General features: G+C 59.7%; 14 protein-coding genes. 7 read left to right on the forward strand and 7 right to left on the reverse strand.

From position 1 onward, the window contains the following. Positions 1-662: 662 nt before the first annotated feature. From ACMXYH_RS10660 to ACMXYH_RS10670, 3 genes are all read right to left on the reverse strand, one after another. Positions 663-1,562 carry a hydroxymethylglutaryl-CoA lyase gene (locus ACMXYH_RS10660; protein WP_134421418.1) on the reverse strand — a complete coding sequence of 300 codons (900 nt, stop codon included), beginning with the start codon at positions 1,560-1,562 and terminating at the stop codon, positions 663-665. A gap of 143 nt (positions 1,563-1,705) precedes the next feature. Further along, the gene (locus ACMXYH_RS10665) at positions 1,706-2,107 is read right to left on the reverse strand and encodes a MerR family transcriptional regulator (protein WP_134421417.1); all 402 of its coding nucleotides are present in this window, start codon (positions 2,105-2,107) and stop codon (positions 1,706-1,708) included. Positions 2,108-2,318: 211 nt separating this feature from the next. Then, a complete protein-coding gene (locus ACMXYH_RS10670) occupies positions 2,319-3,248 on the reverse strand; it encodes a LysR family transcriptional regulator (protein ID WP_046047541.1) in 930 nt (309 codons plus the stop codon). A gap of 165 nt (positions 3,249-3,413) precedes the next feature. Here ACMXYH_RS10670 and ACMXYH_RS10675 point away from each other — a divergent pair, with 165 nt between their 5' ends. Beyond that, complete coding sequence (locus tag ACMXYH_RS10675) at positions 3,414-4,643, forward strand: acyl-CoA dehydrogenase (RefSeq protein ID WP_134421416.1); 1,230 nt, start codon at positions 3,414-3,416, stop codon at positions 4,641-4,643. A gap of 134 nt (positions 4,644-4,777) precedes the next feature. Here the strand turns inward: ACMXYH_RS10675 and ACMXYH_RS10680 are convergent, their stop codons facing one another. Next, positions 4,778-5,584, reverse strand: a complete 807-nt coding sequence (locus ACMXYH_RS10680; RefSeq protein WP_129436991.1) for a TatD family hydrolase — start codon at positions 5,582-5,584, stop codon at positions 4,778-4,780. Positions 5,585-5,819: 235 nt separating this feature from the next. Here ACMXYH_RS10680 and ACMXYH_RS10685 point away from each other — a divergent pair, with 235 nt between their 5' ends. The 3 genes from ACMXYH_RS10685 to ACMXYH_RS10695 all read left to right on the forward strand — a co-directional run bounded on the left by ACMXYH_RS10685 (position 5,820) and on the right by ACMXYH_RS10695 (position 8,335). Continuing rightward, positions 5,820-7,241: a transglycosylase SLT domain-containing protein gene (locus tag ACMXYH_RS10685; protein WP_415767055.1), complete on the forward strand. Its 1,422-nt coding sequence runs from the start codon at positions 5,820-5,822 to the stop codon at positions 7,239-7,241. 103 nt (positions 7,242-7,344) lie between these two features. Beyond that, on the forward strand, positions 7,345-7,779 hold the full coding sequence (locus ACMXYH_RS10690; RefSeq protein ID WP_129436989.1) for a DoxX family protein: 435 nt from the start codon (positions 7,345-7,347) through the stop codon (positions 7,777-7,779). A 247-nt stretch (positions 7,780-8,026) separates the two neighbouring features. Continuing rightward, positions 8,027-8,335, forward strand: a complete 309-nt coding sequence (locus ACMXYH_RS10695; protein WP_046056997.1) for a hypothetical protein — start codon at positions 8,027-8,029, stop codon at positions 8,333-8,335. Positions 8,336-8,353: 18 nt separating this feature from the next. On the opposite strand, the gene greB is transcribed toward ACMXYH_RS10695, so the two are convergent. Genes greB through ACMXYH_RS10710 form a run of 3 tightly spaced genes read right to left on the reverse strand, consistent with a single transcriptional unit; the run spans position 8,354 to position 12,073 of the window. After that, positions 8,354-8,851 (reverse strand): transcription elongation factor GreB, encoded by a 498-nt coding sequence (gene greB, locus ACMXYH_RS10700; RefSeq protein WP_129436988.1) that lies wholly within the window; start codon positions 8,849-8,851, stop codon positions 8,354-8,356. 34 nt (positions 8,852-8,885) lie between these two features. After that, positions 8,886-11,390, reverse strand: coding sequence for an ABC transporter permease (locus ACMXYH_RS10705; protein ID WP_415767056.1), 2,505 nt, complete (start codon positions 11,388-11,390; stop codon positions 8,886-8,888). Beyond that, a complete protein-coding gene (locus tag ACMXYH_RS10710) occupies positions 11,390-12,073 on the reverse strand; it encodes an ABC transporter ATP-binding protein (RefSeq protein ID WP_033057202.1) in 684 nt (227 codons plus the stop codon). The genes ACMXYH_RS10705 and ACMXYH_RS10710 overlap by 1 nt, the downstream gene beginning before the upstream one ends. 10 nt (positions 12,074-12,083) lie before the next feature. Here ACMXYH_RS10710 and ACMXYH_RS10715 point away from each other — a divergent pair, with 10 nt between their 5' ends. The 3 genes from ACMXYH_RS10715 to ACMXYH_RS10725 all read left to right on the forward strand — a co-directional run bounded on the left by ACMXYH_RS10715 (position 12,084) and on the right by ACMXYH_RS10725 (position 14,113). Continuing rightward, the gene (locus ACMXYH_RS10715; RefSeq protein WP_129436986.1) at positions 12,084-12,689 is read left to right on the forward strand and encodes an arylesterase; all 606 of its coding nucleotides are present in this window, start codon (positions 12,084-12,086) and stop codon (positions 12,687-12,689) included. A 56-nt stretch (positions 12,690-12,745) separates the two neighbouring features. Next, the gene (locus tag ACMXYH_RS10720; RefSeq protein ID WP_003226812.1) at positions 12,746-13,039 is read left to right on the forward strand and encodes a hypothetical protein; all 294 of its coding nucleotides are present in this window, start codon (positions 12,746-12,748) and stop codon (positions 13,037-13,039) included. Positions 13,040-13,141: 102 nt separating this feature from the next. Next, entirely contained in the window at positions 13,142-14,113 is a 972-nt protein-coding gene (locus ACMXYH_RS10725) for a L,D-transpeptidase family protein (protein ID WP_056740322.1), read from the forward strand. The last annotated feature ends 110 nt before the right edge of the window (positions 14,114-14,223 follow it).

The raw sequence follows: 14,223 nt of genomic DNA on the forward strand, positions 1-14,223 counted from the left end.
GGGCTTGCTCGCGAAAGCGGTGTATCAGCCGACGAAAATGTTGACTGACACACCGCTTTCGCGAGCAAGCCCGCTCCCACATTTGGATAGGGGGAAAGTCAAACGCCAGAAAGCACAAAGGGGAGCCGAAGCTCCCCTTTAATTTTGTCGTTGCGCGTGCTCTTTTTTTATTATTGAGGGGCGGTCTTTTGTTGTTTTTGGAAACCGTGGCCCTTTACCGCTGTTTTTGTCGATCCCCATCCGGGATCAAGAGCAAACGTATTTTTTTGAGCGCTGATCTACTTTTTCGCTAAACGATCCAACCAGTTCGGGAGCTACCTGAAGGTAGTTTTATTGTTCTCTGCCCGGTTGCGGGTTACTCCGAAAAGCACCCTGAAAAGCACATCCTCTCCAAAAAAATCTGTTAGCTGCGTCTCTGCCGTGTTGTTTTTGTTATGTCAGAGTCGTTACGTCTTATTTTTATTAGGTTTGCCGCTTTTTTTGTTCTTGTTATGCAGTAGAGACAGCAGAAGCCGTGCCAACTTTTAAAAAGCCTTTAAAATCAATGCATTAAGTTTTTGTCGGATTTTTCGTTCAGTCAAAACCCGACAATTTGTTTCCGTGTTACTCGCTTGCGCCCCACGTTTCAGACGCAGCGGTAACACCCGGACACATCCGCGCACTCACTGTGCGCTACGAGCCTTGGCCACGCGCGAACCGGTCGGTCGCCCCAGCACCGTGCAAATCTGCTGACCGGCCAGAATCAAGGCGTCCAGGTCGATACCGGTCTCGATTCCCAGGCCATTGAGCAGGTAAACCACGTCTTCGGTGGCGACGTTACCGCTGGCGCCCTTGGCGTATGGGCAGCCACCGAGGCCGGCGATGGAGCTGTCGAACACCGAGATGCCTTCCAGCAGGCTGGCGTAGATGTTGGCCATGGCCTGGCCATAAGTGTCGTGGAAGTGCCCGGCCAGTTTTTCACGGGGTACGTCGGCCGACACCACCTCGAACATCTTGCGGGTCGCGCCAGCGGTGCCGGTGCCGATGGTGTCGCCCAGGGAAACTTCATAGCAGCCCATCGCATAGAGCTCGCGAGCGACTCGAGCGACTTGTTCCGGCGCGACGTTTCCTTCGTAAGGGCAGCCCAGCACACAGGACACGTAACCGCGCACGCTGACCCCGTGTTGCCTGGCGGCGTCCATGATTGGCACGAAACGCTCCAGGCTTTCGCTGATCGAGCAATTGATATTGCGCTGGGAAAACGATTCCGACGCGGCGGCGAACACCGCGACTTCCTTGACCCCGGCCGCGATGGCGTCTTCAAACCCGCGCAGGTTGGGGGCGAGTGCACCATAAGTCACGCCAGGCTTACGCTGGATCTGCGCGAAGACGTCGGCGGAACCGGCCATTTGCGGTACCCATTTGGGCGAAACAAAACTGCCGACTTCTATATAGCCGAGACCGGCGGCGGTCAGCGCGTCGACCAGTTGCACCTTGTCCGCAACGCTGATGGGTTGGGCTTCGTTTTGCAGACCGTCGCGTGGGCCGACTTCGACCAGGCGTACGTGAGTGGGTAGGGACATGGGATTGACCTATTGTTATGGACGAACACTGTTCAAATGTGGGAGCGGGCTTGCTCGCGAAAGCGGACTTACATTCAACATTGATGCTGGCTGACTGATCGCTTTCGCGAGCAAGCCCGCTCCCACATTAGATTTGTGTAGACCTACTGAATGACCTGCTGGTTTTTGATCGTCTGTTCCAGCGCCTGGGTGCAACGCTCCTGCGCGGTGTCCAGTTCCAGCTTCATCTGTTCGATGTCGAGCATCTGCTGCTCGAGCTGTTCACGACGTTCGGCGATTTTGGTCAGCATGGTTTGCAGCTGTTTCTGATTGCCGCCGGAGGGATCGTAGAGTTCGATCAGCTCGCGGCATTCGGCCAGGGAGAAACCAATGCGCTTGCCCCGCAGGATCAGCTTCAGGCTGACCTTGTCACGGGGCGAGTAGATGCGTTCCTGACCGCGTCGCTCGGGGCTGAGCAGGCCTTGCTCTTCATAAAAGCGAATGGCCCGGGTGGTGATGTCGAGCTCGCGGGCGAGGTCGGAAATGCTATAGGTCTGGCTGCTCATGGAAGCGCTCGAAAAAGGTCATGGCGCTAAGCTAATGTCAGGTTGACGTTTACGTCAAGCAGCATGAATCTTCAGTGTTCTTGCGGGTCCATTCGCGAGCAAGCCCGCTCCCACATTTAACCCAGTTCTTTCAGAAAGAATGCGATCGAATGTGGGAGCGGGCTTGCTCCGGGCGGCGTTCCGACGAAGAACGATGACGGGGTGCCAAGTCCTACACTTTGTCGAGCTTCTTCTCATGTGCCGTCACCTGCTGGCACAACTCGATCATCTGCTCGCGCATCCAGCGGTTGGCCGGGTCCTGGTCGGTGCTTTCGTGCCAGTAGAGGTGGGTTTCTACCGGCGGCACATCGTTGACCGGCAGGTTCACCGAGTACAAATCATGGCGACGGGCAAAGCGTTCCGGCACGGTCATCACCATGTCGGTCTGTTGCAGCACTTGCGACGCCATCAAGTAATGCTGGGATCGCAGGGCGATCTTGCGCTGAATGCCCATTTTGCCCAAGGCCAGGTCGACATGGCCCAGACCACTGCGACGGCTGGAAATATGGATATGGGTCAGCGACAGGTAATCATCGAGGGTGAATTTCTCTTTGCCCGCCAGCGGATGGCCCTTGCGCATGGCGCACACGTAACGGTCTTCCATCAACTTGACGTGGCGCACTTGCGGGTCGGTGTTGAGCGGCGCATCGACGGCGAAATCGAGGCGCCCGGCCGCCAGTTCCTTGGTGGTTTCGCGGCGCTTGGACAGAAAGCTTTCAATGATCACCGTCGGCGCCAGACGCCGCAGGCGCTGGAACAGTGCCGGCAGGATTACCGCTTCGGTGAGGTCGGTCATGCTGATGCGGTAGGTCTTGACCGCCTGCAACGGGTTGAAAATACGGCTTTCCTGCACCGACACCCGCAGCAAGGAGAGGGCGTTACGCACCGGCCCGATAATGTTCTGCGCCATGGGCGTCGGGACCATGCCCTGAGCGGTACGCACGAACAGCGGATCATTGAAGGTCTCCCGCAGACGGGCCAGAGCGTTCGAGACCGCCGGTTGAGTAATGCCGACAATCTGCCCTGCACGGGTCAGGTTGGCTTCGGTGTAGATCGCGTCGAAGACGATGAAAAGGTTGAGGTCGACCTTGCTCAGATTCATTGCGCTGCACTCTTATTGTTGGGCTCTCGATCAGCCGATCATATATCGGTGATGAATGTTAATACACGCCGAGAATAGGCTAGGTAAATTTTCGTAGCTGTTCTAGCATCGATTGCATGACCTGAACAACTCATCAAAACCCTCCGTTAAAAGGTAGAGCTGCCCATGGATTTCGCTTATTCGCCCAAGGTGCAAGAACTGCGTGAGCGCGTGACCGCGTTCATGGACACCTACGTATATCCCGCCGAAGCGGTGTTCGAGCGCCAGGTCGCCGAGGGCGATCGCTGGCAGCCGACCGCAATCATGGAGGAGCTCAAACTCAAGGCCAAGGCTGAAGGTTTGTGGAATTTGTTTCTGCCTGAGTCCGAACTCGGCGCCGGCCTGACCAACCTCGAATACGCGCCGTTGGCCGAAATCATGGGCCGCTCGCTGCTGGGCCCCGAGCCGTTCAACTGCTCCGCGCCAGACACCGGCAACATGGAAGTGCTGGTGCGCTACGCCAATGAAGAACAGAAACAGCGCTGGCTCGAACCGCTGCTGCGCGGCGAGATCCGCTCGGCGTTCGCCATGACCGAACCGGACGTGGCTTCCTCCGACGCCACCAACATGGCCGCCCGCGCCGTGCGTGATGGCGACGAATGGGTGATCAACGGCAAAAAATGGTGGACCTCAGGCGCCTGCGATCCACGCTGCAAGATTCTGATCTTCATGGGCCTGAGCGATCCAGACGCGCCGCGTCATGCGCAGCACTCGATGATTCTGGTGCCGGTGGATGCCCCAGGCGTGAAGATCGTTCGTCCGCTGCCCGTGTTCGGTTATGACGACGCGCCCCACGGCCATGCCGAAGTGTTGTTCGAAAACGTCCGTGTGCCGTACGAAAACGTCCTGTTGGGCGAAGGACGCGGCTTCGAAATCGCTCAGGGTCGCCTTGGCCCGGGTCGGATTCACCACTGCATGCGTTCAATCGGCATGGCCGAACGTGCATTGGAACTGATGTGCAAACGGGCGGTAACCCGTACTGCGTTCGGTAAACCTTTGGCACGCCTCGGCGGCAACATCGACAAGATTGCCGATTCGCGAATGGAAATCGACATGGCACGCCTGCTGACGTTGAAAGCGGCGTACATGATGGACACCGTTGGCAACAAGATTGCGAAGAGCGAAATCGCTCAGATCAAGGTTGTTGCGCCGAACGTGGCCTTGCGGGTGATCGACCGGGCGATCCAGATCCATGGCGGGGCAGGGGTGTCCAACGATTTCCCGCTGGCCTACATGTATGCGATGCAGCGCACCCTGCGTCTGGCCGACGGCCCGGACGAAGTGCACCGCGCGGCGATCGGCAAGTTCGAGATCGGCAAGTACGTGCCTAAAGAGATGATGCGCAACAGTCACTGATAATGTGGGAGCGGCGGTGCGACGATTCGACTTGCTCGCGAAAGCGGTGTGTCAGTCGACAAAAATGTTGACTGATGTACCGCCTTCGCGAGCAAGTCGAATCGTCGCACCGCCGCTCCCACAGGTTCGGTTCGTCAGTCGACCATTGGCAACCCGTAGAACGCTCGCGCACACGCCGTGCTGTGAGCCGCCAGATCTTCCTCGCTTTCCCCGCGATGCAATGCCACTTCCCGCAATACTTCGGTCAGATACGCCGGTTCGTTGCGACCATTCTTCGGCTTGGGTCGCAGACTGCGCGGCAACAGATACGGCGCATCGCTTTCCAGCATTAGCCGTCCCCGTTTGATCTCTTTCACCAGTGGATGCAGGTGCGTGCCCCGGCGCTCATCACAGATCCAGCCGGTGATGCCGATGTGCAAATCCAGATCGAGATAACTGAACAGCGCCTTCTTTTCGCCCGTGAAGCAATGCACCACGGCGGCCGGCAATTGATCACGGTAATCGCGAAGGATTTCCAGCAAGCGCTGACTGGCATCGCGCTCGTGGAGGAACACCGGCAATTGCAACTCGACCGCCAACTCCAAGTGCTTTTCCAGGACTTTTTCCTGCTGCGGGCGCGGCGAGAAATCACGATTGAAATCCAGCCCGCATTCACCCACTGCCACGACGTTCGGCTCCTTGAGTAAACTGCGCAGACGCTGGGCGCTGTCGGCGTTCCAGTCGCTGGCGCCGTGGGGGTGAAGGCCGGCGGTGGCGAACAGCCGTTGAGCCGTTTCGTCCAGTTGCCGGCACAGTTCCAGCGCCTGTTCGCTGCCCTCGACACTGGTGCCGGTGAGCACCAATTGGCAAACCCCGGCCGCGTAGGCGCGGTCGAGTACAGCCTGGTGTTTGTCGGCAAAACTGGGGTTGGTCAGGTTGACGCCGATATCGATGAGTTGCATGGTGCTACCTCGGACCAAAGGCCGGAAAGCATATCAGAGCTGTAGATTTATAAGAAAAGCCAAGAACTACAACGAGTTAAAGCTGTCTCTTGATGCCGCGAGACAGGTCAGGGTGGCTAGCGTGCCATCACTGTGCCAGTCTTTCGCACTTTGCCAGCGCTCAAGGCGCTCTGTTTCTGTCGTTCGATTTCATGAAAACTCTTGAGATCGGCCCAGTATTCTTTCTGGAGAGTGGATGATACGTCCCTCGGTTTTGCTACTGCTGTGTTGTTCGTTGCTGCTGCCGATGCCGGCGGTTGCGCGTCTGGCCGGGCCGCTGCAAGCCGTGCCTTCGACCAAAGTGCGCGACTTGGCGGAAATCCGCAGCAGTCGTGTGCTGCGGGTGTTGGTCAACCAGAGCCGCAACAGCTCCGGCGAAGTTCAGGGCCAGGCCATCGGTGTTGAATACCACCGCTTGCGTGCCTTCGAGCAGTACCTCAACGGTCACGCCCGTGACGGTCAGGAAATCACCCTCAAGATCATACCCAAGGCCAAGGATCAACTGATCGGCGCTTTGCAGCGCGGCGAGGGTGATCTGGTCGCACCGGGGGAGCTGCTCGACCTGCAACCGGGCCACGCGGTCAGCACCAGTGAACCGATTGCCAGCAACATCCTGTTGGTATTGGTCGGGATCAAAGGCGAGCGACGTTACACCCGTCTCGAACAACTCTCCGGCAAAACCCTGGCGTTGCCCACCGGCAGTGCCGCTGGGGACGCGGTCAGCCAGATCAATCAAAAGCTCGCGCTGCTTAAACTGCCACCGGTGACAATCGAGTGGGTCGATCCCAGTCTGGCGGTCGAGGATGTGCTGGAAATGGTCCAGGGCGGAATCTTTCACCTGACGATCGTCGAGCAACCCATCGCCGAGCGCTGGGGCAAGATCCTGTCCAAGTTGCGTTTCGATCGGCAGGTGCTCATCAGTGAACCGGGCGAAGAATTCTGGTTCGTGCGCCGCGACGCCTCAATGTTGCGGGCGAGCATTGATCGCTTCCTGACCGGTTACAAGAAACCATCGGATCAGGATGCCGCGTTCCTGCGGATCTATCGACGTCTGTATCAAGTGCACTATCCATTGGCCAAGGCTGATCGGCAGCGCCTCGAGAAACTTCGCCCGGTGCTGCAGAAACACGCCGAAGCCCAAGGCATGGACTGGTTGAATCTGGCTGCCCTGGCGTTCAAGGAATCAGCCCTGCAACCCAACGCCCGCGGTGGCAGCGGCCCTACCGGCCTGATGCAGATCACCCCGTCCGCCGCCCAGCGGGTGGGGGTCAACAACATTCAGAATCTCGACGCCAATGTGCAGGCCGGGGCCAAGTACCTGGCGATGATCCGCCGCAAATTCTTTGCCAGCCCCAAACTCAACGAGCGCGAGCGCATGGCGTTCGTGCTGGCGGCCTACAACATGGGGCCGGAGCGCGTTCAGGGCATGCGTGCCGAGGCTCGTCGGCGCGGTTTGAATCCCAATCAGTGGTTCTTCCAGGTGGAGCGCATCGCCATGGAGCAGGTGGGAATGGGCGCCGTCAGCTATGTTAATAGCGTGAACAAGTATTACCTGGCGTTCGATCGGGAGCGGGAGTCGTTGGAGCCCCAGGGGCAGAAAGTTGCGTCACGTAAATAATCGAATAAACTGATTGTTATGGCGAATTTATTGCGCTTTTAACATGAGATTTACTGATTAATATAGCGGCCAACCAACACACACTGACAACGGATGACACAGCATGAGCACACTGATCAACAAGGTACTGTTTACCCGCGCTGGCTACGGCCTGACCGTTTTGCGGATCTTCGTCGGCATCATCTTCGCTGCCCACGGCTCGCAGAAACTCTTTGGGGCGTTCGGTGGTTACGGTCTGGCGGGCACCGCGCAGTACATGGAAAGCATCGGCCTGGCGCCGGGTTACCTGATGGCGACGCTGGCGGGCGGTACCGAGTTTTTCGCCGGTCTGGCCTTGATCATCGGCTTGCTGGTTCGCCCGGCAGCCCTCGGCCTGACCATCCTCTCACTGGTGGCGATCTTCTCGGTGCATCTCCCTCATGGTCTGTTCATGGTCAACAACGGTTATGAATTCGCCCTGGCCCTGCTCGGCGGCAGCATCGCGGTGCTGATCGAAGGTGCCGGCAAGCTCTCGGCTGACCGCGCTATCGCTGGCTGACCGCTCTGGCTTAATGAAAAGGCTCGCATTGCGCGGGCCTTTTTGTTGCTCGTCATTCTTGACACTGTCCGGTCAGCTTCTCTAGGATGCTGCCCATGCGCCGATTTAAACAGCTACTTGCGGGGCGCCAGGTGACTCATTCAGTTGCCGATAGAAGCTTGAAACAGGCTTCGAAATACCGCTAAAGCGCTGGTTCGGTGTTGCCTCTCACCTGCCATGCAGACTTTTGAGGCCGAGACACGACAGAATGAATGCATTAAGCCCCGTTATACGCCCCGCGCCGATCACGGCACACCTCACCCAGCGCAATCCAAAAATCCTGCTTGGCGGCAAGCATCAGCCGACACTCTTGCGTTATCTCGATGGCTGGCCACGTCGCACCGGTGGGCCTGCGGCCTTCCTGATCCAGTTTGTCGAAGAGGGTGAATCGCTGGCTCGATTTGCCAGCGACAGTTTCGATCTGGCTGTGATTCAATCGCCCAGCCTCGAGGACGCCCCCGAAGTGATCAAGCAATTGACTCGCGTTGCCCGACAGGGGCTGATTACCCGCCGTTGAGGCTCAGAGCGCTATGGCTCAGAGATAGTCGATCGCCACGATATACACGCATTGCTCACCAGTCGGTGTCTGGACCCGAACTTCGGCGTCCAGCGCCTTGCCGATCAGTGCGCGGGCCAGCGGCGAATCGATGCTGATCAAGCCCAGTTTCAAATCCAGCTCATCTGGCCCGACGATACGGTAGCGTGACTCTTTGCCGTCCTCGTCTTCAATCGTGACCCAGGCGCCAAAATAGACCTTGTTCGGATCGCTCGGTTTTTCGCTGACGACTTTGAGCGCTTCCAGTCGCTTGGTGAGAAAGCGCACGCGACTGTCGATCTCGCGCAGCATCTTTTTGCCGTAGGTGTATTCGGCGTTTTCCGAGCGATCGCCCTGTGCCGCGGCCTCGCTGACTGACTGTGTCACCTGCGGCCGTCGAACATGCCAGAGCTCATGAAACTCGGCCCGCATCCGCGCTTCACCTTCGGGGGTGATCAGCGCGGTGCCAGCGGTGCGGGGAGGGCGATAACGGCTCATGGCAACTTCTTGTGGTAGAGAGAGCTTGAGTCTATCAACCCTCGCGCAAGACTGTCAGGGGGCTGGCGTTCAGCGCGCGACGTGTGCCGAACACGCCGGCCCCCCCGATCAACACCGCGCCGATCAGCGGCAATACCAGCAACCACGGATGCGGGTGCCACGGCAGGTCGAAGGCGTAGCGGTAGAGCACCAGACTCACCAGTTCAGAACCCAGCGCCGCCAACAATCCGCTGACCGCCCCAAGCAAGCCGAACTCGATCCGCCGGGCCTTGACCAACAATTGCCGCTCGGCCCCCAGCGCTCGCAACAAGGCGCCTTGGCGAATGCGTTCATCGAGCGTCGCCTGCAAGCCTGAAAACAACACCGCCATCCCCGCCGCCAACACGAACAACAGCACGTATTCCACCGCCAGGGTGACTTGGGCGAGGATGCTGCGCAGCTGCTCGAGCAAGGCTTCGACCTGCAAGATGGTCACCGCCGGGAACGCCCGCGACAGATCCACGATCTGCTGGTCATGACCGGCCGCCAGATAAAAACTGGTCAGGTAGGTCGCCGGCAGATCCTTCAGTGTGCCGGGCTGGAAGATCATGAAGAAGTTAGGCTGGAAGTTGTCCCAGTTGATCTCTCGCAGGCTGGTGACTTTCGCTTCGCGATTGACGCCGCCCACGGTAAACACCATGTGATCGCCGAGCTTGAGCTTCAGGCTTTCGGCGACTTTGCCTTCCACCGATACACCGGGAATCTCGTCCGGCGTCTGTTCGGCCCACCAGTTGCCCGCCGTGATTTTGTTGCCTGCCGGTAAATCCGCCGCCCAGGTCAGGCTCAGGTCGCGCTGGATCGCTCGATCACCGGCCGAATCCTTGCTGACGATTTCCTGCACCGGCTCGCCGTTGACGCTGATCAGCCGTCCAGGTACCACCGGGTATAGCGGCGCCGATTGCGCCGACAATTTGATCAGGCGATCGATGAACGCCTGTTTGTCCGCCGGCAGAATGTTCAGCGCGAAATAGTTGGGCGCGTTTTTCGGGAGCTGGTTCTGCCAGGTGTCCAGTAACTCGCCGCGCAGCAATGCGATCAGCGCCATGGACAGCAGAATCAAACCGAAGGCCAGGGATTGCCCCGCTGCCGCCAGCGGATGACGCAGCAGTTGGCCCAGCCCGAGGCGCCATGGCAAAGAGGCACGCGCCAGCATTCGACGCAGGCTCTTCAGAAGCAGCAACAGCAAGCCGCCAAGCACCAATGCTGCGATCACACCGCCACCGAGCAGGGCGAAGGTCAACACCAGGTCCAGGCTCAGACGCCACATGATCAGCCCGAGGGCGCCCAATGCTGCGCCGTAAACCATCCAGGTGCTGGAAGGAATCGGCAGCATGTCCCGACGCAGTACCCGCAATGGCGGAACCCGTCCCAGTGCAGCCAGTGGTGGCAAGGCAAAACCGGCTAACGCCACCAATCCGGTGCCGATCCCGGCAATGGCAGGAAACAGACCACCCGGTGGAACGTCGGTCGGCAATAAATCATGCAGCAGCGCGAACAGACCCAACTGCGCGAACCAGCCGATCAGCGCGCCGCTGATACTGGCGAGCAGACCGAGCACCGTCAGCTGCAAACTGAACAGCACCATGGTTTCCCGCCGGGACAGCCCCAGGCAACGCAGCAATGCACTGGCATCGAATCGGCGGGTGGCGAAGCGCGTGGCCGACAGCGCCACCGCCACACCGGACAGCAGAACCGCCACCAGACTGGCCATGTTCAAGTAACGCTCAGCCTTGCCCAACGCGCCGCCGATCTGTCGGTTGCCATCGCGTGCATCCTGCAAACGCTGGTTGGCGGCCAGGCCGGGTTTGATCAATTGACGATAGGTTTCCAGCGCCTCGGCTTTACCGCGCCAGAGTTCGCGGTAGCTGACCCGGCTGCCGGGTTGCACCACGCCGGTCGCGGCGAGGTCGCTGAGGTTGATCAGCACCCGCGGCGTCAGGCTGTAGAAATTGCCGGCGCGGTCCGGTTCGTAGGTCAGCACTCGCGCCAGTTTGAGGGTTCTCATGCCGACGTCGATGCTGTCGCCGATCTTCAGGTCCAGCGCGGTCAGCAGTCGCGCTTCGACCCAGGCTTCACCGGGTTTCGGTCCGCCACCGGGTTCTTCCGGGGCGAAGGGCACCGGGGCACTTTTCAGTTCGCCGCGCAGTGGGTAGACGTCGTCGGCAGCCTTGATGCTGGACAATTGAATGCCATTGTCAGTGGCGATAACGCTGGAGAATTCCACCACCTGAGCGTGCTCAAGGCCCAGCTCCGTGCCGCTTTTAATCTGTTCGGGTCGCGCGGGAGAGCTGCCTTCAAGCAGCAGGTCGGCACCGAGAAACTCGGTGGCGCGCAGCATCATGGCACCGTTCAAGCGGGCGCCGAAGTAACCGATGGCGGTACTCGCCGCCACGGCCACCAGCAAGGCAAAAAACAACACGCGCAACTCACCGGCGCGGGCGTCGCGCAGCAGTTGGCGGATGGCAAGACTGAACAGGCGCAACAGCGGCAGGCGTGCCATCAAGGCTCCAGAGGGGCGACCAGCAGGCCGGCTTCAAGGCGGATCAGGCGTCGGCAGCGATGTGCCAGGCGTTCGTCGTGGGTCACCAGCACCAGGGTTGTACCGCGTTCCTGGTTGAGTTCGAACAGCAGATCGCTGATGCGTTCGCCGGTGTGGCTGTCGAGGTTGCCGGTTGGTTCGTCGGCGAACAGCACATCGGGTTCGGCGGCAAACGCACGGGCAATCGCCACGCGTTGCTGTTCGCCACCCGAAAGCTGGCGTGGCGAATGGGTCAGCCGCTGACCCAGGCCGACCCGTTGCAGCAGCTCAGTGGCGCGTTCACGGGCGTCTTTGCGGCCATCGAGTTCCAGCGGCAGCATGACGTTTTCCAGGGCGTTGAGACTGTCGAGCAGCTGAAAGGACTGAAACACAAACCCGACATGCTCGGCCCGGATACGTGCGCGTTGGTCTTCATCGAGATTGCTCAGGGCTTGCCCGGCGAGGGTGACGTCGCCGCTGCTCGGCAGGTCGAGGCCAGCGAGCAAGCCGAGGAGGGTGGACTTGCCGGAACCGGAGGCGCCGACAATGGCCAGGCTGTCGCCCTTGTTCAGTTCCAGGCTGAGTTCGTGCAGGATAGTCAGTTCACCTTCCGCGCTGGGAACCACTTTGCTGAGGTTCTTCGCGGTGAGAATGCTTGCGCCCATGGAGAATCCGATGCGTGTGTGGTTTTTGAGTGCTGGCCTGGCCTTGATGTGCATGGCCCAGAACGCAGCGGCGGGTACAGTCCTGATCGTTGGCGATAGTATCAGCGCGGGTTTCGGGCTGGATACCCGCTTGGGGTGGGTCTCCCTGCTCGAGCAACGGCTCAAGCGCGAAGGTTTCGACGATAAGGTGGTCAATGCGTCCATCAGCGGCGACACCAGCGCCGGAGGCCAGGCGCGCCTGTCCGCGCTGCTTGCAGAGCATAAGCCTGAGTTGGTAATCCTCGAGTTGGGCGGCAACGATGGCCTGCGTGGATTGCTGCCGACGCAATTGCAACAAAACCTTGCAGCAATGATCGACAGCTCCCGCGCCAGTGGCGCCAAGGTGCTGCTGCTCGGCATGCAATTGCCACCCAACTACGGCGTTCGCTATACCGAGGCCTTCGCGAAGGTCTACAGCACGCTGGCCGAAGAGAAAAAGATCCCGTTGGTGCCGTTTTTTCTCGACGGCGTGGGCGGTCATCCAGACTTGATGCAGTCCGACGGACTGCACCCGGCTGTCGGGGCCCAGGACAAGTTGCTGGAAAATGTCTGGCCTACACTGAAACCGCTGCTTTGACGCTTTTCTAGCGGCGGTGTTTCGGCTAAGGTGGCGCCCCCGATTTGGAGCCCCCGATGCCGCGTCCTGCCTGGTCACTTTTTGCCTACCAACTGATCGAGCCTGACGAACAGCTGGATCTGTTCGCCTGCCAGGAAGTGCGGGTACATCTGGTGACCCGTCAACTGGAGTTGGGCGGCTCGGCGGACCGCACCTTGTGCGGCAGCCTGTTGCCAGCACAACCGCGCTGGTCGAGCGTCGATCGCCGTGTGTTTCAGGATCAGCGCCTGTGCTCGCTGTGCCGGGCCATTCTGGAATCGCAAAAACGCGGCACATCGCCGATCTGGCCGGAACTGCGTTTCGAGCTTTAGTGCCCGATAGATTGCTTGCTATCGGTCAACTCCCCGATTTCCCAGATGCCGGTGTACAATCCCGTTTTTATACCCTTGTCGATCATGCGAAGGATTTTCCGGATGTTGCCGCGCTTTCCTGCCGTCACCCGCTACCTGTCTCTCGCCGCCCTCTGTGTGGCGGGTCCCGTAGCAGCATTGGAGCTGCCCCTGCCACCGCCCGGTGAAGACATCGTCGGTCAGGTCCAGGTGATCAAGGCCAAGTACGAAGATACCTTCGCTGACCTTGGCACCACCTACGATCTGGGCTATTCGGAAATGGTCGCGGCCAACCCTGGCGTCGATCCATGGCTGCCGGGCGCTGGCACCGAAGTGGTGCTGCCGACGCGTTTCATCCTGCCACCAGGCCCGCGTGAAGGCATCGTCATCAACCTGGCCGAGTACCGCCTCTATTACTTCCCGAAAGGCCGGAACGTGGTGTACACCTTCCCGCTGGGTATCGGCCGTGAAGGCTGGGGCTCGCCGATTGCCCATACCAGCATCACCGCTAAGACGCCGAACCCGACATGGACCCCTCCTGCGTCGATCAAGGCCGAACACGCCGCCGATGGCGATCCACTGCCGAACGTGGTGCCGGCCGGCCCGGACAACCCGTTGGGGCCGTTCAAGTTCACGTTGGGCACGCCGGGCTACCTGATCCACGGTTCGAACAAGAAGTTCGGCATCGGCATGCGCACAAGCCACGGTTGCTTCCGCATGTTCAACAACAACGTGCTGGAAATGGCGAGCATGGTGCCGGTAGGCACGTCGGTGCGCATTATCAGCGACCCGTACAAGTTCGGTGTCAGTGGCGGCAAGGTGTATCTGGAAGCGCACACGCCGCTGGACGACAAGGGCAACCCTTCTGTGGTCGACAAACACACCGCGGTGATCAACGCGATGCTCAAGCGTGAGGACATCACCAACAACCTGCGCATGAACTGGGATGTGGTCCGCGACGTGGTTGCCGCCGAAGATGGTCTGCCGGTGGAAATCGGAGTGCCGAATTCCTCGGCGCCGATGGTGACGAGTGCGCCGATCGACCCGTTGCAGTAATGCTTGAAAGGAACCCGCCGATGCTGACCGCGTCGGCGGGTTTTTTATTGCCGGTACGAAATAGCGGGCAATAAAAAAGCCGACCCAAAAAATGGGTCGGCTTGATAACA

Source organism: Pseudomonas frigoris (assembly GCF_047758635.1).
GTDB classification, from domain to species: Bacteria; Pseudomonadota; Gammaproteobacteria; order Pseudomonadales; family Pseudomonadaceae; genus Aquipseudomonas; species Aquipseudomonas frigoris.

What these genes read in the sequence shown, in the direction of transcription:
- ACMXYH_RS10690 (WP_129436989.1), top strand. Translation starts at nt 7,345, where the DNA reads ATGAGCACACTGATCAACAAGGTACTGTTTACCCGCGCTGGCTACGGC.
- greB (WP_129436988.1), bottom strand. Translation starts at nt 8,851, where the DNA reads ATGAGCCGTTATCGCCCTCCCCGCACCGCTGGCACCGCGCTGATCACC.
- ACMXYH_RS10725 (WP_056740322.1), top strand. Translation starts at nt 13,142, where the DNA reads ATGTTGCCGCGCTTTCCTGCCGTCACCCGCTACCTGTCTCTCGCCGCC.
- ACMXYH_RS10680 (WP_129436991.1), bottom strand. Translation starts at nt 5,584, where the DNA reads ATGCAACTCATCGATATCGGCGTCAACCTGACCAACCCCAGTTTTGCC.
- ACMXYH_RS10710 (WP_033057202.1), bottom strand. Translation starts at nt 12,073, where the DNA reads ATGGGCGCAAGCATTCTCACCGCGAAGAACCTCAGCAAAGTGGTTCCC.
- ACMXYH_RS10705 (WP_415767056.1), bottom strand. Translation starts at nt 11,390, where the DNA reads ATGGCACGCCTGCCGCTGTTGCGCCTGTTCAGTCTTGCCATCCGCCAA.
- ACMXYH_RS10660 (WP_134421418.1), bottom strand. Translation starts at nt 1,562, where the DNA reads ATGTCCCTACCCACTCACGTACGCCTGGTCGAAGTCGGCCCACGCGAC.
- ACMXYH_RS10670 (WP_046047541.1), bottom strand. Translation starts at nt 3,248, where the DNA reads ATGAATCTGAGCAAGGTCGACCTCAACCTTTTCATCGTCTTCGACGCG.
- ACMXYH_RS10715 (WP_129436986.1), top strand. Translation starts at nt 12,084, where the DNA reads ATGCGTGTGTGGTTTTTGAGTGCTGGCCTGGCCTTGATGTGCATGGCC.
- ACMXYH_RS10675 (WP_134421416.1), top strand. Translation starts at nt 3,414, where the DNA reads ATGGATTTCGCTTATTCGCCCAAGGTGCAAGAACTGCGTGAGCGCGTG.
- ACMXYH_RS10685 (WP_415767055.1), top strand. Translation starts at nt 5,820, where the DNA reads ATGATACGTCCCTCGGTTTTGCTACTGCTGTGTTGTTCGTTGCTGCTG.
- ACMXYH_RS10695 (WP_046056997.1), top strand. Translation starts at nt 8,027, where the DNA reads ATGAATGCATTAAGCCCCGTTATACGCCCCGCGCCGATCACGGCACAC.
- ACMXYH_RS10665 (WP_134421417.1), bottom strand. Translation starts at nt 2,107, where the DNA reads ATGAGCAGCCAGACCTATAGCATTTCCGACCTCGCCCGCGAGCTCGAC.
- ACMXYH_RS10720 (WP_003226812.1), top strand. Translation starts at nt 12,746, where the DNA reads ATGCCGCGTCCTGCCTGGTCACTTTTTGCCTACCAACTGATCGAGCCT.